The organism is Variovorax sp. LjRoot290 (assembly GCF_964253985.1).
Lineage (GTDB): Bacteria > Pseudomonadota > Gammaproteobacteria > Burkholderiales > Burkholderiaceae_C > Variovorax.
On the sequence record NZ_CAXURW020000001.1, the window covers coordinates 2,772,671 to 2,797,753 of the forward strand.

The window sequence follows — 25,083 nt, forward strand, 5'->3', positions numbered from 1 at the left end:
GAACGCGCGGCGTCCGCGCGCTATCTAGACCTGGATCAGTCCCCAGCGCAGCGCGACCCAGGTCAGCTCCGCCTGGTTGCTCGCGCCCAGCTTCTGCTTAACGCGGTAGAGGTGCGAGCCGACCGTGCTGATCGAGAGGTTCAGCGTGGCGGCGATCTGCGCCACGGTCATGCCGCGCGCGAGCTGGATGAAGACCGAGAACTCGCGCTCGCTGAGCAATTCGGCCGGATTGGCGTCGCCCTCGATCTGCGCTGTCGCCAGCGCCTGCGCAGTATGGGCGTCGATGTAGCGTTCGCCGCGCGCCACCGCTTTCACCGCGGCGATCAGCGCCTCGGGCGCGCTGCGTTTGGCCAGGTAGCCGAGGGCACCCGCGCGCAGCACGCGGCGCGGGTGAGCGGTGTCCTCGTGCGCCGACAGCGCGAGCACGCGCGCCTTCGGATCGTGGGCGAGCAGGCGCCGCAGGGCTTCAAGGCCGCCCATGCCGGGCATCGACAGGTCCATCACCACCACGTCGGGCCGCACCTGCGGATAGTCCTGGCAGGCCTGCTCGCCGGTGTCGGCTTCGGTCACGACGTCGATCTGCGCGTCGGCCAGCAGCATGCGAAAGCCCATGCGCACCAGCGCATGGTCGTCGACGAGCATCACTCGGATTGCTTGGGTCGCTTGGGTCATGGGTTCTCCGCGACGGCCGCCGGCAAGGGCAGGCGCACCGTCAGTTGGGCACCGTTCGGCGCGGCGGGTTCCAGGCGCAATTCGCCACCCAGGCTTTCGATGCGCTCGGCGAGCCAGCGCAGGCCATAGTGGCCCGCGCCCGTTTCCCGGGTGGCTTCAGGGCCCGGCAGGCCGCGCCCGTCGTCGGTGAGCGAGAGCTTCACCGCTTCTTCGTCGCGATGCAAGGCAAGCACGATCCGGCGCGCCTGTCCGTGCCGCAGCGCGTTGGTGATGCCCTCCTGCGCGGCGCGGTACAGCACGAGCGCCGCGTCGGTGTCCATCGGCACGCGGTCGAGTTCGAGCCCGAGCTGCCATTCGATCTGTACTTCGCTGTGGCTCGTTCGCGTGCGTTCGACCAGATCCTCGAGCGCGGCCACCAGTCCGAACTTGTCGAGCACCAGCGGGGTCAGGCGTGGAATCATGCCGTGCATCGCGGTGTAGAGACGCGCCGATTCGTCGGCGATCACCCGCGCCGCCTGCTCTGCCTGTGGATCGAGTGCCTGCATGCGCTTGGCGATCGACAAGGCCATGCTGCGCATCGCAGTGACCGACTGCCCGAGCTCATCGTGCAGTTCGCGCGCGATCAGCCGTCGTTCCTGTTCGATCTTCTGGTCGACCCACCGGCCGAGTTCGCGGCTTTCGGACAGGCGGCTCTCCGCCCGCACTGCCCGCCGCTCGGTCTCGATGTGCTGCTGCAGCATGCCGACCATGCGGTTGAAGGCGGCGCCGATGGCCGCCGCCTCGGTCCCGGGCAGGGCGTGCAGCGCGACATCGAAACGCCCGCTCTCGAGCTGGTTCAGCGCGTCCACGATGTCCGCGAACGGGCGTGTGGCGCGTCCCACGAGCCAGAACACGAGCGCATTGACGATCAGCAGCAGGCCGAGCGCGCTGAGCATCAGTAGCGCGGCACTGTCCCAGGCATCGAGCACCGCGCGCGAGGCGTTGGAACGCACGATAAGCTTGCCGCCGGGAAAGGCGATGGACATTTGCGTCGGCGCAGGCGAGACGAGGCCGGCGAACCAGTGCGGCGCATCGCGGCCGGCCTTGTAGACCGAGGTCGGCGAGCTGTACAGCACTTGCTCCTCGTCATCGAGCAGCGTGATGTCGTTGGAGCGCACGCGGCCGACGCCCTGCAGGAAAGCCAGCATTGCCGGCGTGCCTTGGGCCGCGTAGAGCCACGCCGTCCGGTTCAGCAGCTGCGCAGCCACGCGATTGGCCGCCACCACTTCCTCCTGCACCGATTCGCGCATGGCGCGCAGCTGCAGGGCGAGCATGGCGGCGACGAACAGCAGGGTCAGCAGGCTCACGATCAGGTTGATCTTCAGGCGCAGCGTCATGTCGTTAACAGGCCCTAGCGCCGAAGCGGCCGTGCAGCGCGTAGCTGTCGAGTGCGGCGACCATCGCAGAGGCCATCGCCGGATGCGCCGGATCGTGGCCCGCACCGTCGACCCATCGAAGCTGGCCGTGCACGAGGCGCTCATGCACGGCCTGCGCGGCGTCCGGCCGGCAGACGCGGTCGTCGCGGGAATGCAGCAGCAAGGTAGGCACCTGCGGCAGCGCGCCGAGGCGATCGAGCAGCGGGGGCGCGTCGAGCCAGCAGCGGTGGATCAGGTAGTGGCTCTGCACGCGGTAGCGGTCCACCAGCGCGTCCAGCATTTCTAGCTCGGGTTCGATCCCGTCGGATGGCGCGGCCGCGCCGCCGGCCAGCGTTTGCTCCCAGCGCCACCACGCGAGGGCGAGTCGCCGGTGCAGGTCCGCGTTGTCGACGGTCGGCGCCTGCTGGAGGGCGCGGGCCAGAAAACCCAGCATGTCGTGGCGCTGATCGGCCGGCGCCACCGCCGCGAACCGCGCCCAGGCGGCGGGCGCGCGGCCCGGCGTGTCCTGGAAGAAGGCCTCGATCTCCTCGGTCGTGGGGAGGAACACCGAGCGCAGCAGCAGGGCCGCCACCGCCTGCGGCTCGAAGCCCGCATAGGCGAGCGCCAGCGTGGCTCCCCAGGAGCCGCCGGCCACCAGCCAGCGCGGCACCTCGAGCTGCTCGCGCACCATGCGCAGGTCTTGCAGCAGCTCGGCCGTGCGGTTGTGCGCGGTCGCGCCGCGCGGACGGCTCATCCCGGCGCCGCGCTGGTCGACGCTGATCACGCGAAAGCGCGACGGATCGAAGAAGCGGCGCAAGAGCGGCGAGCTGCCCGAACCGGGCCCGCCGTGCAGCACGAGCGCGCAAATGCCCGCCGGATCGCCGCTTTCCTCCACATGCAGCACATGGCCGTGCGGCACCGCCAGTGCATGGGTGCGCAGGGGCGGCGATTCGGGGTACAGGCCAGAAGGGAGCACGGGGCCATGGTAAGCGCCGGCCCCTTCGCCGCTATTCATGAAAATCATGAAGTGCGATTCATGATTTCATGGCTGGAGCGCGGCGGCCCCGCAGTCCAAGATGCGCCAGGGACACCACGGATCCCCGCGGCGGCCGACCGGCGCCGTGCAACGCTTCCAGGAGACACACACATGAAATGGGAAACCCCGACGGCCACTGATCTTCGCTTCGGCTTCGAGATCACGATGTACGTCAGCGCCCGCTGAGTTGCGCGCCTCGTGACAACCCGCCCCGGCACTCCCGGGGCGGGTTGTTTCGCCCCCTTTTTTCTCTTCTTCGATGCGCATCACTGTTCTGGGCTCGGCCGCCGGCGGTGGCTTTCCTCAATGGAACTGCAACTGCCCCAATTGCGCAGGCGTGCGCGCAAGCACGGTGCGCGCCAAGCCGCGCACGCAGTCCTCGATCTTCGTGCGGCCCGACGAGGGCGACGACGGCGTCCTGTTCAACGCCTCGCCCGATATCCTGGAGCAGATCCGCAGCAACCCGGTGCTGCAGCCGGCGCGCAAGCTGCGCGACAGCGCCATCGCCGGTGTGGTGCTGATCGACGGGCAGGTCGACCATGCCACGGGGCTTTTCATGCTGCGCGAGCGCGGCACGCCGCTGCCGCTGTGGTGCACCGACCCGGTGGCGGAAGACCTGAGCCAGGGCAATCCGGTGCTGCGCGTGCTGTCCCACTACTGCGGCGTGGCGCGAAGCCCGATCGCGATCGACGGCAGCGCCTTCGAGGTGCCCGGCGTGCCCGATCTGGTCTTTCGCGCGCTGGCGCTGAGCGGCAAGGCGGCGCCGTATTCGCCGCACCGCGAGCATCCGGTTGCCGGCGACAACATCGGCGTCACGATTCGCGACCGCAAGAGCGGCAGGAGCGTGTTCTACGCGCCGGGCCTGGGCGCCATCACGCCGCCGGTGTTCGACGCCATGGCGAATGCCGACGTCGTCATGGTGGACGGCACCTTCTGGACCGACGACGAGATGATCCGCCTGGGCGTCGGCGCCAAGCGGGCGCGCGAGATCGGCCATCTTCCGCAGTCGGGCGAGGGCGGCATGATCGAATGGCTCGCGCGGCTGCCCGCGAGCACGCGGCGCATGCTGATCCACATCAACAACACCAATCCCATCCTAGACGAGGACTCCGATGAGCATGCCGCGCTGCGGCGCGCGGGCATCGAGGCCTGCGAGGACGGGATGACGATCCAGCTCTGAGAGCGCGGAGCCCCACACACACCATGCATGCCGACAGGATTCAAGACCCGGTTCGCCCGGCCACCGACAGCGACAAAAGCGCGCCGGCATGGAGCCGCGAGGAATTCGAAGTCCGGCTGCGCGAGCGCGGCCGCAGCTACCACATCCATCATCCGTTCAACGTGATGCTCAACAGCGGCCGGGCCACGCCCGAGCAGGTCCGCGGCTGGGTGGCGAACCGCTTCTACTACCAGATCGCGATCCCGATCAAGGATGCGGCGGTGCTCTCGAACTGCCCCGACCAGGAAGTGCGCCGCGGCTGGGTGCAGCGCATCCTCGACCATGATGGCTTCGAACTCGGCGGCGTGAAGGATGAGGGCGGCATCGAGGCCTGGCTGCGCCTCGCGGAGGCCGTCGGACTGGCACGCGAGGAGGTGCGCGACCTGCGCCACGTGGTGCCCGCCGTGCGCTTTGCGGTAGATGCTTACGTGAATTTCGCGCGCCGTGCGCCGTGGCAGGAGGCGGTGTGCTCCTCGCTCACCGAACTCTTCGCGCCCGAGATTCACAAGCAGCGCCTGGCCACCTGGCCGGCGCACTATGCATGGATCGAGCCGGCCGGGCTGGACTACTTCCGCAACCGCGTGAGCCAGGCTCGGCGCGACGTCGAGCAGGGCCTGGCAATCACGCTCGATCACTTCGACACCCGGGCGCTGCAGGAGCGCGCGCTGGAGGTGCTGCAGTTCAAGCTCGACATCCTGTGGGCCATGAACGATGCGATGGCGACGCGCTACGGCGTGAACAGCGCATGAGCGAGAACAAGAAAGTGTTGACCCCCGAGAGCAGGCCCCGCGTCGGTCCCGGCTTTCGCCTGCAATGGGAGCCGGTGCAGGACTGCCACGTGCTGCTCTATCCCGAGGGCATGGTGCGGCTCAACGGCAGCGCGGGCGAGATCATGAAGCGCTGCGACGGTGAAAGCAGCATCGCCGCGATCGTGGCCGACCTGGAGCAGGCCTTCGACACCACCGGGCTCGAGCCCGAAGTGCGGGGCTTCGTCGAGATGGCGGCGCAGCAGAACTGGCTGCGGTGGGACGCATGACGCAGCCGCCACGCCCCGGGCCGCCGCTCTGGCTGCTGGCCGAGCTGACCTACCGCTGCCCGCTGCATTGCGTGTTCTGCTTCAACCCGGTCGATTTCGCGCAGCAGGACAGCGAGCTCGGCACCGAGGACTGGCTGCGGGTGCTGCGCGAGGGCCGGGAGCTCGGCGCCGTGCAGTGCGGCCTCTCGGGCGGCGAGCCGCTCTTGCGCGACGACCTGGAGATCATCGTCGCCGAGGCCAAGCGGCTGGGCTACTACACCAATCTGCTGACCTCCGGCGTGGGCCTGAGCGCGGATCGCGCCGCCGCGTTGAAGGCCGCGGGGCTCGACCACGTGCAGCTGTCGTTCCAGGATTCCACGCGCGAGATGAACGACTTCCTCTCGCACACCAAGACCTTCGAGTTGAAGAACCGGGTGGCGAAGATCATCAAGGACCAGGGCTGGCCGATGGTGCTGAACGTGGTGATCCACCGCATGAACATCGACCACATCGACCGCATCATCGAGATGGCGCACGAGATGGGCGCCGAGTACCTCGAACTCGCGAACACCCAGTACTACTCGTGGGCCTTCTTGAACCGCGACCAGCTGCTGCCCACGCATGAACAACTGCGCCACGCCGAAGAGGTGACCGATGCCTGGCGCGCCCGGCTGGACGAGCGCATGCGCATCTTCTTCGTCGCGCCCGACTACCACGAGGGGCGCGCCAAGAAGTGCGTCAACGGCTGGGGCAGCATGTTCCTCACCGTGGCACCGGACGGCACGGCGCTGCCATGCCACACCGCCAAGATGCTGCCGGGCCTCGAGTTTCCGAACGTGAAGGCGCACAGCCTGCGCGAGATCTGGTTCGATTCGGAGGGCTTCAACCGCTACCGCGGCACCGGCTGGATGAAGGAGCCCTGCGCGAGCTGCGATATGCGCGAACAGGACCTGGGCGGCTGCCGCTGCCAGGCCTACCTGCTGGCCAACGACGCGGCCGCCGCCGATCCGGTGTGCGCGAAGAGCCCCGACCACCACCGGGTGGTGGAGGCGGTGCAGCGCGCGGCTGCGCGCGACCCGGCCGGCCCGGTCGAACATCCGCTGGTGTTTCGCGATCCCGCCAATTCGCGCCGCCTCGCCGCACCCGTCACGCCGGGTGCGTGAGGGCGTGCGGCATGTCGCGGGCCGCTTTCTTTCGCCGCTGTCGACCCGCGACCAACGTTGGAGGGGGCAGGGGCGTCGCTGCCGGCCCAGGCTTATGCGCAGATCTGCCAGGCCAGTTTGAACTGGCTGCGCAGCGCAGTTTGAATATGCGAACTTGACTGCTACGACGACGCGAAGAGGTGACGAAAGGACTGTCTCAATGCCTCTTTCGCGTACGCTTCCGTGCATGGGTCCTGCAAGTTGATAGCAGGCCTCCGCTTTTCTCCATTGGCAGGGTCTGCCACCGAAGAGACGCGCTCTACGCAGGAGCCGTGCCCTTGACGGCCCAAGCGAGCGCTGCGTAGGAGCGTCGGCCATCTGCTTCGCCGTCGAGATAGGCTGCCTCGACAGCGTCGCGCAGCCGCGCGCGCTCGACCTGGCCAAGCGTGGCGACGTATTCTGCGCCAGGACCGTCCTTGCCCTCGAAGGGCGCCCAGTAGTCCGCGAACGAAGCGAACTCCATTCGGATGGAGAGTGTCGTCTCAACCACATTCTTGAACCCGGCGTCGCGCCACGCCCGGGCCAGTTCGCCGGGCCGCGTCATCGGCCGTGTGTAGTTGCGGGCGCGGCGCGCCCTCGCTTCCAGGTCGAGTGCAGCGGCCGTGTCGAAGAACAAGCGGTTGGCGACCCAGCCGCCACGCGCGTCCCATACAGCCGCACCGACGATACTTCCAGGCTTGGCGACGCGCCGCATCTCGGCAATGGCCTTACCTGCCTCCGGAACGAAGTGCAAGACCAGGAGCGAGAGAACGCGGTCGAAGCTCTGCTCCGGGAAGGGCAGCGCACAGGCGTCGGCCACATTGAAGACGATGCGCGCATCTTGGTTGTGGCGCCTGGCATGTTCGACATAGGGCTCAGCGATGTCCACGCCCCGCACTTCGCCAGCGCCGGTGCGGCGGGCCACCGCAAAGGCCAGATGGCCTGTGCCGCAGCCGACATCGAGTACGCGGTCGCCGTCCGCGGTTCCGACGAAGTCCAGGAAAGGCAGCGCGAGGCGCCGGCTCCAACGGCCCATCAGCTGTTCGTAGCCATCGCCTTCGGCGGCGACGAAGCTCGAAGAAGTGGTGTTCATCGGCAGTTCCTTCGCACGGCTGGGCGCAGTGCCTGCCAGATGCTATGACGCTGTTGATTGCAACGTCAACGTCTTTGAAGGGTAGCTGGGACGACCTCACCCGGACAGGCAAAACGTGTAGTTCACCGACCAGAGCTAGCGCGCGCTGCCGCCCGTTCTGTGGACGCCGGCCTAAGTTTCTTGATAGTTCTCGAGCTGCATCGGACCGACATGCCCGAGCGCCGAATACCGGCGAGTCCCGCCGACTTCGCTCATCCCGGCGGCATCTTGTCGAATGCCAGCAGTTCGGGGTCGAGGTGGTCCCACGCCAGGGCGCGCATGCGGTAGGCCACCAGCTGCGGCTTGTAGCGGCTCGGGTCGTCCAGGCTTGCCGCGTGCACGGTGAAGATCTGCGGCATGGCCGAGAACCCCAGGTAGACCGGTGAGCCGCATCGGGGGCAGAAGCCGCGGGTCTTCACGTTGCCGCTGTCGGCAACCATGTCCCATTGCGTAGCATCGCCCGTGAGTTTCACGCCGGCGCCGGCGAAGGTCAGATAAGAGCCGTGGCCGGTGCCGCTCATGCGCTGGCAGTCGCGGCACTGGCAGTGGATCATCACCAGCGGGTCGCCGGGGATCTCGTAGCGGATCGCGCCGCAGGCGCATCCGCCGGTATAGGCGTCACTCATGTTCTTCCTCCTGTCTTAAGGTGGTGTTTGAGGTCGCGCGTCAGTGCGGCCCGTTGGCGAAGTTGCTCAGGTTGGGGACGACCTTGCGCCAGCCATCGCGCATGTTCTGGAACGCGGTGTCGTTGGTGGGCGTCACGAAGCCTGAATGCACGAGCTTCAATCGCGTGCCTTGCGGGACCTTGGCCAGCGTGAAGGTGACGAGCGTGTCCAGCCGCGAACCGTAGCCGTTGTTGCTCTCATGGCCGCCCTTCCAGGCGTAGACGAAGCGCTCGTTCGGGACGACCTCCAACACTTCGCAGTGGATGGTGCCGTCCCAAGCGCCGGCCGGCTTGGTCTGGTACGTGAAGCGCGTGCCCTGCACGGGCGCGAAGCCGCGCGGCTCCATCAGCCAGCGTGCGATCAGCGTGCCTGTGGTCAAGATCTTCCAGATGGTCTCGGGCGCGTGGGGAAACACTTCGTCGACCACGATGTCTTGCGTGGCGGATTTCAAGGCGGCGTCGTTCATGGGTCGATTTCTTTCAAGAGGGTTCGGAGGTCGGCAAAGCGCTTGCGCCAGAACACGCCGTAGTGGCCCATCCAGTCGGCAAGCGGCGCCAGGCCTTTGGGGTCGGCGCGATAGAAGACGTTGCGGCCCTGCGCGCGGTCCACCACCAGGCCCGCCCGCTTGAGCGAGCCCAGGTGCTGCGAAATGGCGGACTGCGTCACGCCGCTGCCCTGGGTCAACTCCACCACGCTGATTTCGTGCGCGTGCGCGATCCGCTCGAAGACGGCCCGCCGGGTGGGGTCGGCAAGCGTGCGCATGACGGTGTCGAGGGGGGCGGTTTGCATCATGGGATTTATATTAGCGAATGCTAATTAATAAGTCAACGCTAATTTGTTTGACTTCTGCCAAACCCCGTTCAACCCGGACGGCGATTTCCCTTTCGCCGAAGCAGAGGCCAGTTCGCCCGCCAGCCAATGAGGCAGACGTTGAGCAGGTAGCCGATCTGCTGCACGGTAAGGAAGAAGCTGTATGGGCCGACTCCGGCTATCGCGGAGCGCAAGGCCGCGTCAAACGCGACGACCTGCAATGGCACATCGCGGCGCGGCCCAGCGACATCGCCAAGTTGCCCGAGGGCAGAGCGAAGATTCGAGCCCAGAGGCAAGAGCACCGCAAGGCCAGCATTCGGGCGAAGGTGGAGCACCCGTTCCGGGTGGTCAAGCGCCAGTTCGGCTTGCAGAGGGTGCGCTTTCGGGGCCTGCAGAAGAACACGGCCCATCTGAATGATCTTGGCGGACGCGTAACCGCAGTGGCTGCCAGCGACGCAGCAGGCTGAAATCCGGCGCGAATCGCCAGGCCAGCAGCAGCAAGGCGAGCACGGCCGGGATCCAGCGCAGGTCAATGTCTGCCGCCTGGCTCTGTGCGAAGCGGCGGTCCAGCATGGCCGTCCTCAGCGCGTCCGGTGTGCGCAGGCGCCGGTAGTTCACGCCGACGAGCTTGGCCAGCGCTTGCAGATGGTCCTGGCGCAGCTCGGAAAGATGCTCGTGGTTCTGCGTGCCGCCGATGGCGGAGCCCTGCACCACGTCCTCCGGCTTCCAGTAGCCGGCGGGCTCGCCGCTGCTGCCGGTCTTCGGAATCGGCACCGGCACGTCGCCGCCGACGCCGACGAGCCAGCCCTGCACCTCGCCGGGCGTGACGTCGACCATCGGCGGTGTTTCGTTGGCCCGCAGCGGCGGCGACTCCTGCCCGTCGCTGATGAAGACGAAGCTGGTGTGCGGGCCGATGGTCCTGGCGCCGCGCACGGCCCAGGTCACGCCCTTGCCGACGTTGCTGGCGTTGGCCCAGCGCATGCGGGCATCGATGCGTTCGAGCGAGGCCAGCAGCTCTTCGTAGTGGCTGCAGACCTCGATCGGCGCGAGGATCACCAGCGAGCGGTAGTCCGCGAAGACGCTCCAGCCCACCTTGGAACCGCACGGCAACGCACCCAGCACATCGCGCATGGCTGCGCGCGCCAGCGTCAGCCGGCTGACCGCAGCATGGTTGAGTTCGACGTCCTCGACGTTCATGCTCTGCGTGATGTCGAAGCTGACCTGCCACTCGAACACCGGGCGCTGCAGCTGCACACGCGGCGGCCAGACCGCCAGTGCGAGCAACAGCAAGGCCGCCAACAGCGGCCAGCTGCCGCTGCTGCCGACGCGCCGCCAGGCGGCGTTCACGGCAAGTCCCCGGCGACGAATCCGGGGACCCGGACCCGGCGCTGCTCGACCGACTGTTGCTGCTCGGCGGAAAAGGCTTCCTGCTCTTCCGGCGCCAGGCGCAGCGCGCGCTCCAGGTTGTAGCGCGCATCCCAGTCCTGCGGCGCCGCGCGCAGCAGGTCGCGCAATCGCTGCTTGCCCAGTTCGAACAGCGGCTCGGCGCCAGTCTGCTGCGCCAGGCCTTGCCGCAGGTACATGTTGCCGAGATTGAAGAGCGCCTGCTGCGCGATGAGGTCGCGTTCGCCATTCTGGAGCAGGCCCGCATAGCCTTTGAGCGCGGCGTCGTGATTGCCGGCCTTCGAGAGGGCCAGCGCCTGCGCCAGCTGCAGCTCGCGCGCAGACCGGAGAGGAATCCCCGTCGCATCCTTGCCGGCAGGCGCATCGGCGATGCGGGCGATCTCGGCATTGAGGCCCGTCGTCTGTCGCAAACGCAAGCCCCGCTCCAGCGCCGCGCCCGCGCAGCACAGGCTCAGAACGCCGAAGACCAGGTGAACGGTGCGTCGCTTCATGGGCTTGCCCGCCAGCTTTGAAGCTGCAGCGCGCGGCAGGCGAGCAGGCCGGCGCAGCACAGCATCGCTGCAAGGTAGAAGGCGCCACCGTGGTCGCGCCGCGGTACCCGCTCGTGGATGGTCAGCGGGAAGTTCTGCTGCCGGTCGATCTCGGCCATCGCCGCGGCCATGGCGTTGGAGTCGTCCACCTGGTACAGCCGGTAGGGCGTGCTCAGCGTCTTGAAGAATTGGTGCAGCGCCAGTTCTTCGCCGAGGCCGTAGGCCGATGCCGTCCCGGTGTTGAGGTTGGGAGAGTTCGGGCCGCTGCGCACGTAGATCCAGTACAGGCCGATCTTCTCGCGCGCGAGGCCTGCCTGGATGCGTTGGCGCGTGGCCTCGTCGAGCTGGGCGCCGCCGTCGGAGACGATCAGGATCACGCGGCTTCCCGAGTAGCTGCGGTTTTCGAATTCCTCGATGGCGGCCAGGAGCGCGACACCCATGCGGGTTTCGGGCAGGCCGCGCCCGATGGCGCTGGCGGCGAGCGCGGCCTGTACCGTGTCCGTCTTCTGCGTGAAGGGCACGACGGCGATCGGCACCGTGCTGAAGGTCATGAAGGCGAAGCGGTTGTCGGGCCGCTTCGCGACGAAGTCGCTCAGCAGGTCACGCACGACCTTGGCTTTGGGCTCCTGCGACATGCGGCCCGCCGTTTGCAGGCCGTTGGTGTGAACCGTCGCATCCATGCTGCTGCTGCGGTCCATCAGGATCAGCACCTCGGCGCCTCGGCCGGTGCGCTGCACCTGGGCGCCCGACTGCCCGGGACCGGCGAGTCCGAGCACGGTCAGCGCGATGGCTGCGACCGCGAAGCCGCGCCAGAGGAAACCCGCGACGCGGCCGATGCGGTCGGCCGGCAGCCAGGCCAGGTACGGGAAGTCCAGCGTATCGCTGCGCCGGCGCAGCAGCGGCAGCAGCGCGAGCGGCAGCAGAACGAGCATCCAGAGCTGGGCGAAGTCGAAGCGCATGGTTCGCCTAGCGCCGGTGGCGCTTCTCCGCATCGCGCAGGGCCCGGCACAGCGGTCTGAGCGGGTAGGGGGAATCGCTCTCTGCTGCGGCAGCGTCGCCGGCGAAGAAGCGCCTCGTGGATTCGCGGTAGAAGTCCTCGAGCCGCGCCTGGAGCGGGCGCAGATAGGGCGCCTCGGCCAGCAGCCGCGGCAGGCTGGCGCCGTGGACCACGTGCCCGGCACTGGTGTTCAGTGCGCGATGCACGACGCGCCAGGCTTGCGCGCTCCCCGGGTCGCCGATGCGCTTGAGTTCGCGCCAGGCCTGCGCGAAAGGAAGGTGCCGCGCTTCCCGCGCGTTGCGCCAGGCCCACCAGGCGAACCAAGCCAGCAGCACGCCCAGCAAGGTGGCGAGCGAAAGCCTCATCTGCCGCTCGATGGCATCGGTCGGAAGCGCAGCGACCGGGCGGTCAGGGCGCAGCGGCTGCAGATCGCCCTGGCCGAACACGTCCGGCGGCGTCAGCGGCGCGATGCTGACTGCCCACGCGGGCAGCGCGAGCGTCGGGCCCGAGGCAGTGGCGATGCTCATTGCCGGCAGCGCAATGGCGCTCAGCGCGCGCGGCGCGTTGACGAGTTGGTAGTCGATGGCCAGCCAGCGCCGTCCTTGCGCATCGGTTTCGATCCGCGGAGGTCTGCGCTCCAGCCAGAGGTCGATCCGTGCTGCGGCCGGCAGGGCGCCGGCCTGGAGGGGGCGGCCCGCATGCTCGAGCAGCACGCGCTGCGTCAGGACGTCGCCCAGCACATGGCCGAAGCTGCGCGGCTGTTCGACCGTGGCGGCGACCGGGTCGGCACTCAGCGCAACACCGGTACTGGCGCCTAGCGCCACCGCCATCACCGCCGCCCGGATGGCCTTCATGCCGCCGTCTCCATGAAGTAGCGTGTGAGGGCCTCGGCGTCGAAGCTGCCGTGCAGATGGAAGGGCGGCATGCCGTGCGCGTCGAACAAGGTCCTGAGTTCGGCGCGCCGTGTTGCGACAGCCTCGCGCCATCGCGTGCGCAGTGACTCGCGCATCCACAGGCTGCGCCGCACGCCCGTTTCGGCATCGCTGAGGGCAACCAGCGCGCGCTCGTGCGGTGGCTCGGTCTCGGCCGGGTCCCAGGCCACCACCGGGACGACGCAGGCCGGCGCCAGCTGATCGAGCAGCTCACCGAGGGCAGTGACCGGCCAATGGAAATCGGAGGCAAGAAACACCAGGCCGCCGCGGCCGACCAGGCGTTCGGTCGTGCGCCGCAGGCCGTCGAGCGCGCTGCCGTGCGGCACCATGCCCGGTGCCGCACGGCAGTCGCGCAGCATGCGCGCCATCAGGCTGCCGTTGCCGCGGCTGTGGCGCGCGGGCACGAACAGATCGTCGCGCTCGCGCTGGTCGAAAGCCAGCAGGCCCACCGAGTCGCCGGTGCGGAATGCGCTGTAGCCCAATGCCTCGGCGAGATCGGCCACCACGTCGAGCTTGCGCCTGTCGGCACCGAAATGCATCGAGGCCGAGACATCCACCACCAGATGCACGGGGATCGCCACGCGCAGCCGGTGGATGCGCACCAGCCAGTCGCCGCGGCCGTCGCGAACGCTGGCGCGCAGGTCGATGCGCCGCGGATCGGGATGGTCGAAGAGCCGCCGGTGCGCGGCGAACTCCTGTCCGCTGCCCTGGCTCAGGCCGCGCTGCGCACCCGGGCGCCAACCGCCGAAGCGAAGCGGCAGCCGATAGTGGAATTCGTCGACGCGGTCCATCGCTGCCTCGATGTTTCAAGGCGCGGCGATCTTGTCCATGATCTGCATCACCAGCGCCTCCGACAGCTCGGCCCGGCGCAGCTCGTAGACCGGCGTGAAGAAGATCCGGTGCCCGAGCACAGAAGGCAGCACAGCCGTCAGATCGGCGGGCTCCAGGTGCGCGCGCCCCTCGAGCCAGGCCACGGTGCGCGCCGCGCGCAGCAGCGCACTCATGCCGCGCGGGCTGGCGCCGGCGAGGATCAGGCGATCCATGTCCACGCCGTCGAGCCGGATGCCGAACTTTTGCGGCGTCTCGCTGGCCTCCCACAGGTCGAGCACATAGCGCTCGATGGTCTTGCTGGCGCGCACCGTGCGCTGCACCTGCGCGCCGATGGCGTTGAGCCGGTCCCAGGGCAGGATGGCCGGCGCCACCTTGTCGATCAGGCCTTCGGTGTCGTGGAATGCGGTGTCGAACACCAGCGACTGGCGAATGCCGCGGTCGGCGGGCTTGGGCATGTTCAGCTCGAACATGAAGCGGTCGCGCGCCGCCGACGCCAGCTCGAAAGTCTCTTCGCGCTCGACCTTGTTGCGATCGGCGAAGACCGTCATGTGCGGAAAGCTGTACTCGCGGTCGAAGGCGGAGACGGTGCGCTCGGCCATCGCACGCAGCAGCAGCGACTGGACCTGCGGCCGGGCCCGGTTGATCTCGTTGAAGAAGAAGGTGACCAGCCGTTCGCCGTGGCGCAGCAGAGGTCCCGGATCGATGCGCGGGCGTCCTTGGGCATCGACGTAGGTGTGATAGACCAGGTCGCCCGGCATCAGGTCGACCGTGCCCTCGACGCGCTCGAAATCGCCGCCGATGGCGCGCGAGAAGGCGCGCAGCACCGTGGTCTTGCCGACGCCGACATCGCCTTCGAGCAGCACGTGGCCGCGCGCGAACAGCGCGACGTTGATGAGGCGGATCGTCTGCGTCTGCCCGATCACCGCCTTCGCGACCTCGTCCTCGACGCGCAGCGCGAGATGGCGCCAGTTTTCGAGTTGTTCTTGAAAGCCCATGGTGCTGGTTCCGAGCGGGCCCGCTATTTGGATTCCATCAGCTTCTTCAGGTTGCCGAGTCCGCTGCGGTAGACGCCGGTGACGGCCTTCAGCGCAGCCTCGTCGTTGAGTTCCGGCGGCGGGTTGTTGTTCGGAAAGCCGCGATAGAAGGCGCCGCGCCACTCCACGACGGACTTGCCGCCGTCGGCGACGACGGAGAGCGTGGAGGTGTAGTTCGTCACCGGCAGCGCACCGCCGTCCTTGGCGCGGTAGCTGTACTTCTTCTGCGCGTCGTCGTAGCTTTCGAGCGCCTCGACGAGCGTGCCGCCATCCTTGAGCTTGAGGGTTCTCACCGAGCCTTCGGTGTTGCCCTTGTCGGCGGTGCTTTCCGCCACGGCCGGATGCCAGTCCTTCAGCGCGTTGAAGTTCTTGATCTTGGCCCAGACGGCGTCGGCCGGCGCCTCGACGGTGACTTTTTCGGTCACCTTCTGGCGCGTCGGGCCGTGGGCCAGGCTGGAGGCCGATGCGGCAAGAAGCAGGGACGCGGCGAGGATCGAGAGAGCCCGTCGGCCGGGAGCGTGTGTCAGCATGGATGTTCTGCGATGGGTTGAGAAAAGGGTCGCTCTGATAATCCTCAGGGATCGATCGGCGCGCCGATGAAGGCGCCGAACGCGCGGCTGTTCTGCCCTGTGGCGATGGTCTTGAGCTTGCGTCCGCTGCCGGCATCCAGAACCTGCACGTTGTCGTCCATCCAGTTCACGACATAGACGCGGTCCGCGTGCGCGGCGATGCCCTCGGGATAGGCGAAGCCGGGGAGGGTGCGCCGCACCCGCAGCGAATCGGCGTCGACCACGCTGACGGTGTCGTCGCGCTGGTTGGTCACGAACAGCAGCGCACCGCCTTGCGCCAGTGCCGCGCCGTACGGGGACTTGCCGACCTTCACGGTCGCGATGACGGCCGGCCGCCGCGTGTCGCGCATGTCGATCACGGAGATGTCGTCGCTCTGCACGTTGAGCGCGTAGAGCCGTGCGCGCGGCGCGTCGTAGAGCAGCGCGAAGGGGTGGCTGCCGACACGCACGCGCGCCAGGACTCGCCGCTTGGCCGTGTCGATCACGGCCACGCTGTCGTCGTCGCGCTCGGCCACGAACACGGTGGCGCTGTCGGTGTGCGCGGCCACGCCGGCGGGCGCCCGGCCCACTGGAATCGAGGCCAGGGGCGGCGCGGCGCCGCTGCCGCGCGCGTCGAACACCAGCAGCCGGGCACCGTACCAGTCGGCGACGTACAGGTGCCGGCCATCGCCCGAGATGTCGAGGCCCACCGGGCCGTCTCCCGCAGCCAGCGTGTTCACGACCTTCTGTTGCCGCATGTCGATGACCGAAATGGTCTTGCTGTCGGGGTTGGACACGAAGGCGCGGCCCGCACGGTCGGACGCCACCACGCCGGCCGGCGACCGGCCGACGGCGACGGTGGCCACGACCTGCTGCGAGGCGAGGTCGATGACGGACACGTCATGGCTTCCCTGGTTGGTGATGTAGGCGAAGGGCGAGGACCAGGCCGAAGTGCACAGCATCAAGGCAGCGATCCATCCGTGGCGCACAGGTGTTGCGGTGCCCGTCATGGCTGTGCGCTTTTCGGGCGCCGTTCAGCGTCCGTTGGCCGGGCCGATGAAGCAGCCCTTTTTCACCTTGGCCTGGAGCGCGCGGTAGCGCTTGATGTCGGCCTGCAGCTTTTCCGAATCGCGGATGTAGCCGCCGCGCTCGCCGCCGATGGTGGTGGCCTTGCTCGCGGTGCTCAGCTGCACGTAGTCCGCGTATTTCACCTCCTTGGCGAGCGCGTCGAGCGCGCACGAGCACTTGTTGATCATCTCGAAGGTACTGGTGCCGGGATGTGCGGCCATGCATTCCTGCACGTAGAGCACTCGGTCCACGGTGGGGAAATCGTTCGCGAGCGCGGCGCCATGCGCGGCCATCGGCAGGCCGAGAAAGCAGAGAAGGCGGAGGGTTTTCTTCATGAGGTTCGCCAGGTTTCGAAAGAGTGGCGCTAGCGCGCCGGCGCCTTGGCACCCTCGATGAGGAGTTCCTCGACGAGGAGGGGCTTGGCGGCCAGGCCTTCGCCCTGGATCTGCGTCCGGATGCCATAGACGCCCCCGGGCACTGCGGCCGAGAGCAGGAAGCGATAGTTCTTCTTCGCGAATTTTTCGTACCTCGGCCGGTTCGGATCGTCCAGGAACGGGCTGAACACGATCTCCTTGCCCTTGACCGTGCGCCCCTGGTAGCGCATCGTCGCGTCGCGCACTTCGGCACCCTGGTAGACCGCCATGCGCAGGCGCTTGCGGAAATGATTCTCGGAGCCCCCGGTGAGGCGCTTCATCTCGCGCACGTCATGCTCGAGGAAGTAGAGGATGACGGGGTTGCCGGCGGCTGCCGGCACATCGGGCACCTGCAGCTTGCGCTCTCCGCTCAGGAATGCACCCTTGGCATCGCAGCAGCTGCCGTCGGCCTTGGCGCTCAGGCCCACCGTGACGCTGTCGACAAAACCCTCTTCGAGACTGCCTGTCTTGCTGAAGGTGTAGCGCAGCAGGGTCGGCGCCTGCACGCTCTGCAGCTGCGGGGTCATGAACAGCAGGCGCTCCGCGACCGAGAAGTCGGGCTTCTCGCCCTCGGCCCGGGAGGCCAGTGGCGAGACGAGCAAGGCGCAAAGCGAGGCGGCGACGGCGAAGCGCATGGAAGTCGGCTTGGAGTCTGTACAGGCTCTAGTTATTGGGCGCCCCGAACGATGCATCGACCAGCGGGACCCCGTATTCCTTGAGGATCGCCTGGATCTCGGGCGCCTTGGATTCGATCAGCCCCTCGACCTGCTGCTTCCATTCGCGTTCGCCGTAGCGCACGCCCATGGCCATCTGGTAGTCGAGCCGGATTCCCTTTTCGGACTTCAGCGGCACCACGACCAGGGCCGGCGTCTTGACGCGCTGGGCAAAGAAGCCGGCGATCGGACCCCAGACGACGACGGCGTCGAGCTTGCCCTCGGCCAGGTCCCGCTCGACGATCTCGCCCGGATACTGCGCCGGGTCGGCGCTCATGAGCTTGTAAGGCACGCCTTGTTCGAGCAGGCCGTGCCGGTTGAGCCATTGCGAGGCCGGCGAGCGGTCGTAGATGCCGATGCGCAGCGCCTTCAGCTTGGCCGGATCGAGCTTGAGGAAATCCTCGGCCGAGGCCACGTGGTCCATTCCCTTGCCCTTGGGGAAAACCAGGGCATAGGTCGAGCGGTAGTAGGGCTTGGTGACGGAGACCTCGTCGAGGCCGACCGGCACGCCCATCACGATGTCGCAGGGGTAGTCCTGTCCCGGCAGCTTGAAGCGCAGCGTGTTGCGGAAGAAGGCCAGCCGCTGCGGGAACGAGTAGTAGGTCACCGGAAGTCCGAGCGCCTTGCCGAACAGCTCGGCAATGCGGTTCTCGATGCCCTCGCCCTTGGTGTTGGAGAAGGGCATGTTGTTCGGATCCTGGCACACGCGCAGCGCCTTGCGCGCCGGCGTGTCCTGGGCCACGGCGGGAATCAGCGCGCAACAGCATGCCGCGCCCACGACGCCCGCGCGCAGGCGGGCGCCGATGGGCCGGGGCCTGCCAGCGGGCTGCCGGACGGTCATTTGTTTTCTTCCACTCTGGCGCGGGTGATCGCGCCGTCGGATCGGCCCTTGAGGTAGGCGTAGAGCTGGTTGATGTTGTCCATCACCGCGGGGTTGTTGCCGAAGCTCTGCATGCCCTTGTCGAGCTTTCCGTCGCGCACGATCTTGACGAACTCTTCCTTCTTCAGCGTCTTCAGGCTGTTGATGAGAGAAGGGCCGACCATGCCTTCCTGGTTGGGACCGTGGCAGCGATCGCAGGCGGCGGAGCGCCAGGCGCGAAATCCCTTCATGGTTTCCGGGTCCACCTTGTAGCCCTCGGTTACTTTGTAAGGCGCCGGGTCTGTCGCTGCGACGGCCATTGTGCAGGCCACGCCGGCGAGCAGAAGAAGGGACGGCAGCAACGTTGACGTACGAAATTTCATGGCTCCTGGGTCTCCGATATCTTTGGGAAAGTAGAGGGGAGAGCCCTCTCATGAGTGCTCTCCCGGCCCGCCCGCACATCGCGGCTTGCGGCTTGCGGCTCAGTTGCTCGGCAGCGCGAACACGGTCAGCGAACCGCCGAGCTCGGTGAACTGGCTCAGCTCCTTGTAGCCGCCGACAGCGCCGAGTCCTTCGGTGCTCTTCTCTGGATCGATGCCCGCTGCCATGCCGATGCCGGCCCAGCCGCCGATGCCGGAGAGGACGCCAATGAACTGCTTGCCCTTGTGCTCATAGGTGAACACGTTGCCGATGATGCCTGACGGGGTCTTGAACTTGAAGAGCTCCTTCTTGATGTCCTTGGCATCGACGCACTTGAGATAGCCCTCCAGCGTGCCGTAGCAGGAGATCCCGCCGGCGGTGTTCAGCGAACCGCTCCACACCGAGAACTTCTCCGCCTTGCTTTGCACGATCTTGCCGGTGCCGGCGTCCCAGGTGATGTAGTTGCCCATGCCGCCATGGCTGCCCGGCGTGGGATACATCGAGAGCGTGGCGCCCACGTAGGGCTGGCCAGCCGTGTATTCGACCTTGAACGGCTCGTAGTCCATGCAGACGTGGTTCGTCGGCACGTAGAAGAGCTTGGTGTTGGGGTCGTAGGAAGCCGGTTGCTGGTCCTTGCTGCCCAGCGCCGCGGGGCAGACGCCCTTGGTATTGACATCGGCACCGTTCTGCGCGGTCGAGTACTTGGCCACCACCTGCGGCCGGCCGGTCTTCATGTCGACGTGCGAGGCCCAGTTCACCTTGGGGTCGAATTTTTCGGCCACCAGCAGCGCACCGGTCACGCGGTCCAGCGTGTAGGCGAAGCCGTTGCGGTCGAAGTGCACCAGCGCCTTGGTCGGCTTGCCTTTGACGTTGATGTCCGCCAGGATCATTTCATTGATGCCGTCGAAGTCCCATTCGTCGAACGGCGTCATCTGGTACACCCAGTTAACCTTGCCGGTGTCCACGTCGCGCGACCAGATGCTCATCGACCACTTGTTGTCGCCGGGGCGCTGCGAAGGGTTCCAGGTCGACGGGTTGCCGGTGCCGTAGTACACGGCGTTGGTGGCCTTGTCGTAGCTGTACCAGCCCCAGGTGGTGCCGCCGCCTATCTTCCACTGGTCGCCCTTCCAGGTTTTCAGCGAAGAGTCCTTGCCGACCGGCGCGAGCTTGCCGTCGGTCCAGGTCATGGTCTTGCCGGGGTCCATCAGCATCTCTTCGTCCGGCCCGGTGCTGTAGCCTTTCCAGGCCAGCTTGCCATCCTTGATGTTGTAGGCAGCCAGGAAGCCACGCACGCCGAACTCGCCGCCGCTGATGCCGGTGATGACCTTGTCCTTGAAGACATGGGGCGCGTTGGTGTTGGTGGCGCCGACCTTCGGATCGCCGTTTTTCACCGACCACGCCACCTTGCCGGTCTTGGCGTCGAGTGCGACCAGGGTGGTGTCGGCCTGTTGCAGGAAGACCTTGCCCTCGGCATAGGCCAGGCCGCGGTTCACCGTGTCGCAACACATGACCGCGATCACCGACTGATCCTGCTTCGGCTCGTACTTCCACAGGATCTTCTGGGTTTCGACGTCGAGCGCGAACACCTTGTTCGGAAACGGCGAGTGCAGGTACATCGTGCCGTCGACCACCAGGGGCGAGCCCTCGTGGCCGCGCAGCACGCCGGTAGAGAAGGTCCATGCGACCTGCATCTTGCCGACGTTGCTCTTGGTGATCTGGTTCAACTTGCTGTAGCGCTGGTTGAACATATCGCCCGCTTGCATCGCCCAGTTCTTCGAGTTCGCGACGTTCTTCTCTACATCGGCATTGGCAAGCGCCAAGGCCGGAAGAGCAAGCATCGCGACACCGACGTGCCGCACGAGACGGCCGACGATCTGCCTGGAAAATTTCATAAATGTCTCCTCACATTTGACAGTGGGTATCGAACACGAATTGGCAGCAGCCTTCGGATCTATTCGATCGGTTTGGCGAAGGCTGCGGACCGCAACATCCATGCCCACCATGCCGCCACCCAGTCGTCGAGCTCACCGATGCGGCTTCGATCGGCAGGGTGCGCTGTCTCCTCGGCGGATGCCGGTTTTCGAGGGCTGCAAGAGGACTATCGGACCTAGGGAAATCCCCAGCGTTGGATGCCTTCGCCGCGCCGCACGTCACGCGTCGCGGCGGCAATGCGCCGCATGCGCATCCAAATTTGACGCAAAGTGTCTCGCGCCAAGTACGGATGTCGAGTGCCGATGGGTTGCAGAGGCGCTTGCGCGGGCAAATGTGTAGGACGGATTTCAGTGAAAACCCTGCGAAGGGAAGAGGCACAGAATTTGCGGATTGATAGCGAACGGCAAATACCCTTGATCATTGAAACTACGACAGCTCGACGAATCCCTTCGGCCTCCATGCTGCGAACCATTGACTTAACCAAGCGCTATGGCACGCGCACGGCCCTGCAGTCGTTGTCCTTGCGTCTGCCTGCGGGTCAGTTCGTGGCGCTGCTGGGGCCCAACGGCGCCGGCAAGTCGACGCTGTTCCAGGTCCTGACCGGCATGTTCGCCGCTGACGAAGGCGAGGTCGAAGTGGCCGGCCATTCGCTGCGCCATTCCGCGACCGCTGCGCTCAGGCATATCGGCGTCGTGTTTCAGCAGATGTCGCTCGATCTCGACCTCAGCATCCGGCGCAACCTGTTGTTCCAGGCCGACCTGCATGGCCTTCCGCGGCGGCTGGCGCAGGAGCGCATTGCGTCGGCCTGCGAGCGCTTGAACATCGACGCAGATCTGGACCGCAAGGTGCGCGAGCTGTCGGGCGGCAACCGGCGCAAGGTCGAGCTCGCGCGCGCGGGTTTGCATCGTCCGGCCGTTCTGTTGATGGACGAAGCCACGGTCGGGCTGGATCCGAAATCGCGCCAGGATCTGCTGGCCGCCTTGCGCGCGGACGTGCGCGAGCGCGGGGTGTGCGTGTTGTGGGCGACGCATCGGGTGGACGAAGCCGAGGAAGCCGACCGCGTGCTCGTGCTGCACAAGGGAGCGCTGCTGGCGGACGGCACGCCGGCGCAGGTGAGCCGGCTGCTCGGCGGCGACACGCTGGAGGAGGGCTTCATCGCGCGCACAACTTGAAACTTGAAAATCCCGAAAACAAAAGATGGAGACATGTATGCCGAGACCTTCTCGTCCGATCCTGCGCACGCGGCTTCGCGCCGCCGCCGGCGCACTGGCGCTGGCGGCCGCGAGCCAGGCCGTGCTGGCGCAGGGCGCCGCCTACGTGTCCAGCGAGAAAGACAGCGCGCTGACTGTGATCGACCTGGGGACGCTGGCAGTGAAGGGCACGATCCCCACCTGCAAGCGCGCGCGCCACATCCAGCTGACGCCCGAGCGCCAGCTGATGGTCGCCTGCACTGACTCGAACGAGGCCGACCTGATCGACCCTGCCAGCGGCAAGTCGGTGCGGCGCATCCCGCTGGGCGACGAGCCCGAGGCCTTCGATCTGTCGCCCGACGGCAAGGTCATCTATGTCTCCAACGAAGACGCGGGCGAGGCCAGCTTCATCGACGCGGCCAGCGGCAAGAAGCTGCGCTCCGTGAAGGTGGGCGCGGAACCGGAAGGCGTCAAGGTCAGTGCCGATGGCAAGACCCTGTACGTCACCTCGGAGGTGGCGAGCCTGGTGCACGTGATCGACACCGCCAGCGGCAAGGTCACCAAGAACATCCGGGTCGGCAAGCGGCCGCGGCGCATGGCGATCACGCCCGACGGCAAGGAGCTGTGGGTCACCAACGAGTTGGGCGCCAGCGTCAGCATCGTCTCGACCGCCACGCACGAGGTGATCGCCACCTTGAAGTTCGAGCTCAAGGGCGCGCGCGCCGAGGACATCACGCCCGTGGGTATCCAGATCACGAAGGACGGCCGGCGGGCCTTCGTCGGGCTCGGGCGCGCGAACCACGTCGCCTTCGTCGACGTGGGGAGCCGCAAGGTCGGCTCGCTGGTGCTGGTCGGCAAGCGCGCCTGGAACGTCACGCTCGACAAGGCAGAGGCGCGGCTTTACGTCGTCAACGGGCTGAGCGACGACGTGACGGTGGTCGACGTGGCGCTCGCCAAGGCGATCAAGAGCGTTCCGGTCGGACGCGTGCCTTATGGACTCGTGATCGTGGAATGAGGAAGCGCACACCGGTATCCTGGCTTGCGCTCGCGTCGCTGGCGGCAGTTCTGATCGACGCTGCGCCGGCGGCCGCGGCGGTGCTCAAGGCCACCCTGATCACGCCCGCAGACGATGCGCGCCTGGAGCGTTCGCGCGTCGAGCGCGCCTACCTCGGGCATCCGGGCGGCCCGCTCGCAGAGGGCCTCGAGCTGGCCGTCGATGAGGCCAGGTTCGAGCTGGAAGCCGCGGGCGCGGAGGTGGCCCTGGCCAGCGTGCCGGCCGCTTCGGTCGATGCGGCGCGCGCGGCGGCCGTGGCGGCCGAGAAGAACGGCGCCGCGGTGCTGCTGACCGACCTGCCTGCCGAATGGACACTGGCGGTGGCCGATGCCGTGAAGCTGCCGGTGCTGAACCTGAGCGACGCGTCCGACCGGTTGCGCCAGCAAGACTGCCGCGAGCGACTGTTCCATCTGATTCCCAGCGAGCGCATGCGCAGCGATGCGCTGGCCCAGACGCTGGTGTCGCGCAAATGGAGCAAGCTGCTCCTGCTGGTGGGCGGCAGCCCGCAGGATGCCTCGCGTGCGGCGACCGCGCAGGCGTCGATCAAACGCTACGGGCTGCAACTGGTGGGCAGCAAACCCTTCAAGCTGTCGGCGGACCCGCGCGAGCGCGACCTGGCCAACCCGCTGCTGCTGACGGCCGGCAGCAGCTACGACGCCGTCTGGGTGGTCGATAGCGACGGCGAATTCGCCCGCACGCTGCCTTATCGCACCGTGCTGCCGCGCCCGGTCGTGGGTGACGGCGGCCTGGTGGCGCTGGCCTGGCACGCGCAGTTCGAGCGCTACGGCGCGCCGCAGGTCGCGCGGCGTTTCGCCAAGGCCACGAAGCGGCCGATGACGGCGCACGACTGGGCGGCGTGGATGGCCGGCAAGACGCTGACGGCCGCGGCCATCGCCGCGCCCAAGGGGCCGAATGCGGCCTGGGCGCAGGCCGTGGCGAAGAGCTCGCTGGACGGTTCCAAGGGCACCGGCCTGAGCTTCCGCGCCTGGGATGGCCAGCTGCGCCAGCCCATGCTGCTGAGCGACGGGCAGGGCGTGATCGCGCAGGCACCGGCCGACGGCGTACTGCATCCGCGCAACGTGCTCGACACGCTGGGCGCCGATGCGCCGGAGAAGCTATGTCCGAGCGCGCGCTGAAAACGCCGGAGAGCGCGAGTGCCGAGCCACTGGCGCGGCGCGGGCTGGGCCACGCCTTGCAGGCGATGCGCGCCATCGTGCTGCGCGAGCTGTACAAGTTCTCGCAGCAGACCGGGCGGCTGGTGTCGGCGCTGGTGCGCCCGTTGCTGTGGCTTGCCGTCTTCGCCGCGGGCTTTCGCAACGTCTTCGGCGTCGCGATCGTCGAGCCCTACGACACCTACATTCCCTACGACGTGTACATCGTGCCCGGGCTGGTCGGCATGGTGCTGCTGTTCAACGGCATGCAGTCGTCGCTCGCGATGGTCTACGACCGCGAGATGGGCCTGATGCGCCTGCTGCTTACCGCGCCGCTGCCGCGGCCCTGGCTGCTGTTCTCCAAGCTGTGCGCCACCGCGCTGCTGTCGGTGCTGCAGGCGCTCGCGTTCGTGGTGGTGGCCGCCCTGATCGGCACCGAAGTGCCGCTGCTGTCGCTCGCCGGCCTGCATGCGCTCGCGGCGCTGGCGGCCGGCGCGCTCATGCTGGGCGCGCTCGGGCTGCTGCTGTCGGTGCACATCAAGCAACTGGAAAACTTCGCCGGCACGATGAACTTCGTCATCTTCCCGATGTACTTCCTGTCGACCGCGCTCTACCCGCTGTGGAAGTTGCAGGAGTCGGGGGCCGAGTGGGTGTACCAGCTGGCGCGCTTCAATCCCTTCACCTACGCGGTCGAGTGGATTCGCTTCGCGCTCTACGGCAAGGACCCGGGCCTCGCGCCCTATGTCGTGTTCGGCTGCCTGATCGTCTTCTTCGGCCTGGCCTGCTGGGGCTACGACCCGCAGCGCGGCTTCGGCGGCCTGACCAAGCGGGGAGGGGGCACATGAGCCCCGCCCGGCCGCCCGAAGGGGCTCGCACCGCGGTG

The 25,083-nt window shown here is 67.5% G+C and carries 30 protein-coding genes; 10 read left to right on the forward strand and 20 right to left on the reverse strand.

Annotated elements, in window-relative coordinates:
- Nucleotides 1–24: 24 nt before the first annotated feature.
- The 3 genes from ACSQ9A_RS13915 to ACSQ9A_RS13925 are packed head-to-tail and all read right to left on the reverse strand — an operon-like array spanning nucleotide 25 to nucleotide 3,090.
- Nucleotides 25–672, reverse strand: coding sequence for a response regulator (locus ACSQ9A_RS13915; RefSeq protein ID WP_093110154.1), 648 nt, complete (start codon nucleotides 670–672; stop codon nucleotides 25–27).
- On the reverse strand, nucleotides 669–2,048 hold the full coding sequence (locus tag ACSQ9A_RS13920) for an ATP-binding protein (protein WP_436304047.1): 1,380 nt from the start codon (nucleotides 2,046–2,048) through the stop codon (nucleotides 669–671). The genes ACSQ9A_RS13915 and ACSQ9A_RS13920 overlap by 4 nt, the downstream gene beginning before the upstream one ends.
- Nucleotides 2,049–2,052: 4 nt before the next feature.
- The gene (locus tag ACSQ9A_RS13925) at nucleotides 2,053–3,090 is read right to left on the reverse strand and encodes an alpha/beta fold hydrolase (protein ID WP_436304048.1); all 1,038 of its coding nucleotides are present in this window, start codon (nucleotides 3,088–3,090) and stop codon (nucleotides 2,053–2,055) included.
- A 123-nt stretch (nucleotides 3,091–3,213) separates the two neighbouring features.
- On the opposite strand from ACSQ9A_RS13925, the gene pqqA reads away from it, so the two are divergent.
- The 5 genes from pqqA to pqqE all read left to right on the forward strand — a co-directional run bounded on the left by pqqA (nucleotide 3,214) and on the right by pqqE (nucleotide 6,499).
- Nucleotides 3,214–3,288: a pyrroloquinoline quinone precursor peptide PqqA gene (gene pqqA, locus ACSQ9A_RS13930; RefSeq protein WP_010100094.1), complete on the forward strand. Its 75-nt coding sequence runs from the start codon at nucleotides 3,214–3,216 to the stop codon at nucleotides 3,286–3,288.
- A gap of 73 nt (nucleotides 3,289–3,361) precedes the next feature.
- Nucleotides 3,362–4,282, forward strand: a complete 921-nt coding sequence (gene pqqB / locus ACSQ9A_RS13935) for a pyrroloquinoline quinone biosynthesis protein PqqB (protein WP_436304049.1) — start codon at nucleotides 3,362–3,364, stop codon at nucleotides 4,280–4,282.
- Between the two features lie 23 nt (nucleotides 4,283–4,305).
- The gene (pqqC, locus tag ACSQ9A_RS13940; RefSeq protein ID WP_436304050.1) at nucleotides 4,306–5,070 is read left to right on the forward strand and encodes a pyrroloquinoline-quinone synthase PqqC; all 765 of its coding nucleotides are present in this window, start codon (nucleotides 4,306–4,308) and stop codon (nucleotides 5,068–5,070) included.
- Nucleotides 5,067–5,357, forward strand: a complete 291-nt coding sequence (pqqD, locus tag ACSQ9A_RS13945; protein ID WP_093110149.1) for a pyrroloquinoline quinone biosynthesis peptide chaperone PqqD — start codon at nucleotides 5,067–5,069, stop codon at nucleotides 5,355–5,357. The genes pqqC and pqqD overlap by 4 nt, the downstream gene beginning before the upstream one ends.
- Complete coding sequence (gene pqqE, locus ACSQ9A_RS13950) at nucleotides 5,354–6,499, forward strand: pyrroloquinoline quinone biosynthesis protein PqqE (protein WP_436304051.1); 1,146 nt, start codon at nucleotides 5,354–5,356, stop codon at nucleotides 6,497–6,499. The genes pqqD and pqqE overlap by 4 nt, the downstream gene beginning before the upstream one ends.
- 298 nt (nucleotides 6,500–6,797) lie before the next feature.
- Here pqqE and ACSQ9A_RS13955 read toward each other — a convergent pair whose 3' ends face one another.
- The 4 genes from ACSQ9A_RS13955 to ACSQ9A_RS13970 form a co-directional block, all read right to left on the reverse strand.
- Entirely contained in the window at nucleotides 6,798–7,610 is an 813-nt protein-coding gene (locus tag ACSQ9A_RS13955) for a class I SAM-dependent methyltransferase (RefSeq protein ID WP_436304052.1), read from the reverse strand.
- A 251-nt stretch (nucleotides 7,611–7,861) separates the two neighbouring features.
- Nucleotides 7,862–8,275, reverse strand: a complete 414-nt coding sequence (locus tag ACSQ9A_RS13960) for a GFA family protein (protein WP_436304053.1) — start codon at nucleotides 8,273–8,275, stop codon at nucleotides 7,862–7,864.
- Between the two features lie 40 nt (nucleotides 8,276–8,315).
- Entirely contained in the window at nucleotides 8,316–8,780 is a 465-nt protein-coding gene (locus ACSQ9A_RS13965; protein WP_436304054.1) for an SRPBCC family protein, read from the reverse strand.
- Entirely contained in the window at nucleotides 8,777–9,103 is a 327-nt protein-coding gene (locus ACSQ9A_RS13970; protein WP_212733699.1) for an ArsR/SmtB family transcription factor, read from the reverse strand. The genes ACSQ9A_RS13965 and ACSQ9A_RS13970 overlap by 4 nt, the downstream gene beginning before the upstream one ends.
- 20 nt (nucleotides 9,104–9,123) lie before the next feature.
- On the opposite strand from ACSQ9A_RS13970, the gene ACSQ9A_RS13975 reads away from it, so the two are divergent.
- Complete coding sequence (locus tag ACSQ9A_RS13975) at nucleotides 9,124–9,591, forward strand: transposase (protein WP_436304055.1); 468 nt, start codon at nucleotides 9,124–9,126, stop codon at nucleotides 9,589–9,591.
- On the opposite strand, the gene ACSQ9A_RS13980 is transcribed toward ACSQ9A_RS13975, so the two are convergent.
- From ACSQ9A_RS13980 to ACSQ9A_RS14040, 13 genes are all read right to left on the reverse strand, one after another.
- A complete protein-coding gene (locus tag ACSQ9A_RS13980; RefSeq protein ID WP_436304056.1) occupies nucleotides 9,473–10,471 on the reverse strand; it encodes a vWA domain-containing protein in 999 nt (332 codons plus the stop codon). The two genes, ACSQ9A_RS13975 and ACSQ9A_RS13980, sit on opposite strands and share 119 nt — an antisense overlap.
- On the reverse strand, nucleotides 10,468–11,019 hold the full coding sequence (locus ACSQ9A_RS13985) for an MxaK protein (RefSeq protein ID WP_436290370.1): 552 nt from the start codon (nucleotides 11,017–11,019) through the stop codon (nucleotides 10,468–10,470). Before ACSQ9A_RS13985 ends, ACSQ9A_RS13980 begins: the two co-directional genes overlap by 4 nt.
- A complete protein-coding gene (locus ACSQ9A_RS13990) occupies nucleotides 11,016–12,017 on the reverse strand; it encodes a vWA domain-containing protein (RefSeq protein ID WP_436304057.1) in 1,002 nt (333 codons plus the stop codon). The genes ACSQ9A_RS13985 and ACSQ9A_RS13990 overlap by 4 nt, the downstream gene beginning before the upstream one ends.
- 7 nt (nucleotides 12,018–12,024) lie before the next feature.
- Nucleotides 12,025–12,909 carry a calcium incorporation protein MxaA gene (locus tag ACSQ9A_RS13995; protein WP_436304058.1) on the reverse strand — a complete coding sequence of 295 codons (885 nt, stop codon included), beginning with the start codon at nucleotides 12,907–12,909 and terminating at the stop codon, nucleotides 12,025–12,027.
- Nucleotides 12,906–13,778 (reverse strand): DUF58 domain-containing protein, encoded by an 873-nt coding sequence (locus ACSQ9A_RS14000; RefSeq protein ID WP_436304059.1) that lies wholly within the window; start codon nucleotides 13,776–13,778, stop codon nucleotides 12,906–12,908. The genes ACSQ9A_RS13995 and ACSQ9A_RS14000 overlap by 4 nt, the downstream gene beginning before the upstream one ends.
- 15 nt (nucleotides 13,779–13,793) lie before the next feature.
- Complete coding sequence (locus tag ACSQ9A_RS14005) at nucleotides 13,794–14,813, reverse strand: AAA family ATPase (protein ID WP_436304060.1); 1,020 nt, start codon at nucleotides 14,811–14,813, stop codon at nucleotides 13,794–13,796.
- A gap of 23 nt (nucleotides 14,814–14,836) precedes the next feature.
- Complete coding sequence (locus ACSQ9A_RS14010) at nucleotides 14,837–15,382, reverse strand: SRPBCC family protein (RefSeq protein WP_093110138.1); 546 nt, start codon at nucleotides 15,380–15,382, stop codon at nucleotides 14,837–14,839.
- Nucleotides 15,383–15,426: 44 nt separating this feature from the next.
- On the reverse strand, nucleotides 15,427–16,410 hold the full coding sequence (locus ACSQ9A_RS14015; RefSeq protein ID WP_436304061.1) for a cytochrome D1 domain-containing protein: 984 nt from the start codon (nucleotides 16,408–16,410) through the stop codon (nucleotides 15,427–15,429).
- A gap of 24 nt (nucleotides 16,411–16,434) precedes the next feature.
- Complete coding sequence (locus ACSQ9A_RS14020) at nucleotides 16,435–16,803, reverse strand: hypothetical protein (RefSeq protein WP_244504004.1); 369 nt, start codon at nucleotides 16,801–16,803, stop codon at nucleotides 16,435–16,437.
- Between the two features lie 29 nt (nucleotides 16,804–16,832).
- Entirely contained in the window at nucleotides 16,833–17,516 is a 684-nt protein-coding gene (locus ACSQ9A_RS14025) for a hypothetical protein (RefSeq protein ID WP_436304062.1), read from the reverse strand.
- 28 nt (nucleotides 17,517–17,544) lie between these two features.
- Nucleotides 17,545–18,435: a substrate-binding domain-containing protein gene (locus ACSQ9A_RS14030; RefSeq protein WP_093110135.1), complete on the reverse strand. Its 891-nt coding sequence runs from the start codon at nucleotides 18,433–18,435 to the stop codon at nucleotides 17,545–17,547.
- On the reverse strand, nucleotides 18,432–18,836 hold the full coding sequence (locus ACSQ9A_RS14035) for a c-type cytochrome (RefSeq protein ID WP_436304063.1): 405 nt from the start codon (nucleotides 18,834–18,836) through the stop codon (nucleotides 18,432–18,434). The genes ACSQ9A_RS14030 and ACSQ9A_RS14035 overlap by 4 nt, the downstream gene beginning before the upstream one ends.
- 99 nt (nucleotides 18,837–18,935) lie before the next feature.
- Nucleotides 18,936–20,711 (reverse strand): methanol/ethanol family PQQ-dependent dehydrogenase, encoded by a 1,776-nt coding sequence (locus ACSQ9A_RS14040; RefSeq protein WP_436306295.1) that lies wholly within the window; start codon nucleotides 20,709–20,711, stop codon nucleotides 18,936–18,938.
- Nucleotides 20,712–21,263: 552 nt separating this feature from the next.
- Here ACSQ9A_RS14040 and ACSQ9A_RS14045 point away from each other — a divergent pair.
- The 4 genes from ACSQ9A_RS14045 to ACSQ9A_RS14060 are packed head-to-tail and all read left to right on the forward strand — an operon-like array spanning nucleotide 21,264 to nucleotide 25,045.
- Nucleotides 21,264–21,977 carry an ABC transporter ATP-binding protein gene (locus ACSQ9A_RS14045; RefSeq protein ID WP_436306296.1) on the forward strand — a complete coding sequence of 238 codons (714 nt, stop codon included), beginning with the start codon at nucleotides 21,264–21,266 and terminating at the stop codon, nucleotides 21,975–21,977.
- A gap of 37 nt (nucleotides 21,978–22,014) precedes the next feature.
- A complete protein-coding gene (locus tag ACSQ9A_RS14050) occupies nucleotides 22,015–23,010 on the forward strand; it encodes a PQQ-dependent catabolism-associated beta-propeller protein (protein WP_436290364.1) in 996 nt (331 codons plus the stop codon).
- Nucleotides 23,007–24,185: a branched-chain amino acid ABC transporter substrate-binding protein gene (locus tag ACSQ9A_RS14055; RefSeq protein ID WP_436304064.1), complete on the forward strand. Its 1,179-nt coding sequence runs from the start codon at nucleotides 23,007–23,009 to the stop codon at nucleotides 24,183–24,185. The genes ACSQ9A_RS14050 and ACSQ9A_RS14055 overlap by 4 nt, the downstream gene beginning before the upstream one ends.
- Nucleotides 24,167–25,045, forward strand: coding sequence for an ABC transporter permease (locus tag ACSQ9A_RS14060; protein ID WP_436304065.1), 879 nt, complete (start codon nucleotides 24,167–24,169; stop codon nucleotides 25,043–25,045). The genes ACSQ9A_RS14055 and ACSQ9A_RS14060 overlap by 19 nt, the downstream gene beginning before the upstream one ends.
- Nucleotides 25,046–25,083 lie beyond the last annotated feature (38 nt).

Bases quoted from the DNA above. Each gene is read 5' to 3' on its own strand.
- ACSQ9A_RS13915 (WP_093110154.1), bottom strand. From the start codon at position 672: ATGACCCAAGCGACCCAAGCAATCCGAGTGATGCTCGTCGACGACCAT.
- ACSQ9A_RS13920 (WP_436304047.1), bottom strand. From the start codon at position 2,048: ATGACGCTGCGCCTGAAGATCAACCTGATCGTGAGCCTGCTGACCCTG.
- ACSQ9A_RS13925 (WP_436304048.1), bottom strand. From the start codon at position 3,090: ATGATTTTCATGAATAGCGGCGAAGGGGCCGGCGCTTACCATGGCCCC.
- pqqB (WP_436304049.1), top strand. From the start codon at position 3,362: ATGCGCATCACTGTTCTGGGCTCGGCCGCCGGCGGTGGCTTTCCTCAA.
- pqqC (WP_436304050.1), top strand. From the start codon at position 4,306: ATGCATGCCGACAGGATTCAAGACCCGGTTCGCCCGGCCACCGACAGC.
- pqqD (WP_093110149.1), top strand. From the start codon at position 5,067: ATGAGCGAGAACAAGAAAGTGTTGACCCCCGAGAGCAGGCCCCGCGTC.
- pqqE (WP_436304051.1), top strand. From the start codon at position 5,354: ATGACGCAGCCGCCACGCCCCGGGCCGCCGCTCTGGCTGCTGGCCGAG.
- ACSQ9A_RS13955 (WP_436304052.1), bottom strand. From the start codon at position 7,610: ATGAACACCACTTCTTCGAGCTTCGTCGCCGCCGAAGGCGATGGCTAC.
- ACSQ9A_RS13960 (WP_436304053.1), bottom strand. From the start codon at position 8,275: ATGAGTGACGCCTATACCGGCGGATGCGCCTGCGGCGCGATCCGCTAC.
- ACSQ9A_RS13965 (WP_436304054.1), bottom strand. From the start codon at position 8,780: ATGAACGACGCCGCCTTGAAATCCGCCACGCAAGACATCGTGGTCGAC.
- ACSQ9A_RS13970 (WP_212733699.1), bottom strand. From the start codon at position 9,103: ATGCAAACCGCCCCCCTCGACACCGTCATGCGCACGCTTGCCGACCCC.
- ACSQ9A_RS13975 (WP_436304055.1), top strand. From the start codon at position 9,124: ATGCTAATTAATAAGTCAACGCTAATTTGTTTGACTTCTGCCAAACCC.
- ACSQ9A_RS13985 (WP_436290370.1), bottom strand. From the start codon at position 11,019: ATGAAGCGACGCACCGTTCACCTGGTCTTCGGCGTTCTGAGCCTGTGC.
- ACSQ9A_RS13990 (WP_436304057.1), bottom strand. From the start codon at position 12,017: ATGCGCTTCGACTTCGCCCAGCTCTGGATGCTCGTTCTGCTGCCGCTC.
- ACSQ9A_RS13995 (WP_436304058.1), bottom strand. From the start codon at position 12,909: ATGAAGGCCATCCGGGCGGCGGTGATGGCGGTGGCGCTAGGCGCCAGT.
- ACSQ9A_RS14000 (WP_436304059.1), bottom strand. From the start codon at position 13,778: ATGGACCGCGTCGACGAATTCCACTATCGGCTGCCGCTTCGCTTCGGC.
- ACSQ9A_RS14005 (WP_436304060.1), bottom strand. From the start codon at position 14,813: ATGGGCTTTCAAGAACAACTCGAAAACTGGCGCCATCTCGCGCTGCGC.
- ACSQ9A_RS14010 (WP_093110138.1), bottom strand. From the start codon at position 15,382: ATGCTGACACACGCTCCCGGCCGACGGGCTCTCTCGATCCTCGCCGCG.
- ACSQ9A_RS14015 (WP_436304061.1), bottom strand. From the start codon at position 16,410: ATGACGGGCACCGCAACACCTGTGCGCCACGGATGGATCGCTGCCTTG.
- ACSQ9A_RS14020 (WP_244504004.1), bottom strand. From the start codon at position 16,803: ATGAAGAAAACCCTCCGCCTTCTCTGCTTTCTCGGCCTGCCGATGGCC.
- ACSQ9A_RS14025 (WP_436304062.1), bottom strand. From the start codon at position 17,516: ATGCGCTTCGCCGTCGCCGCCTCGCTTTGCGCCTTGCTCGTCTCGCCA.
- ACSQ9A_RS14030 (WP_093110135.1), bottom strand. From the start codon at position 18,435: ATGACCGTCCGGCAGCCCGCTGGCAGGCCCCGGCCCATCGGCGCCCGC.
- ACSQ9A_RS14035 (WP_436304063.1), bottom strand. From the start codon at position 18,836: ATGAAATTTCGTACGTCAACGTTGCTGCCGTCCCTTCTTCTGCTCGCC.
- ACSQ9A_RS14040 (WP_436306295.1), bottom strand. From the start codon at position 20,711: ATGCTTGCTCTTCCGGCCTTGGCGCTTGCCAATGCCGATGTAGAGAAG.
- ACSQ9A_RS14045 (WP_436306296.1), top strand. From the start codon at position 21,264: ATGCTGCGAACCATTGACTTAACCAAGCGCTATGGCACGCGCACGGCC.
- ACSQ9A_RS14050 (WP_436290364.1), top strand. From the start codon at position 22,015: ATGCCGAGACCTTCTCGTCCGATCCTGCGCACGCGGCTTCGCGCCGCC.
- ACSQ9A_RS14055 (WP_436304064.1), top strand. From the start codon at position 23,007: ATGAGGAAGCGCACACCGGTATCCTGGCTTGCGCTCGCGTCGCTGGCG.
- ACSQ9A_RS14060 (WP_436304065.1), top strand. From the start codon at position 24,167: ATGTCCGAGCGCGCGCTGAAAACGCCGGAGAGCGCGAGTGCCGAGCCA.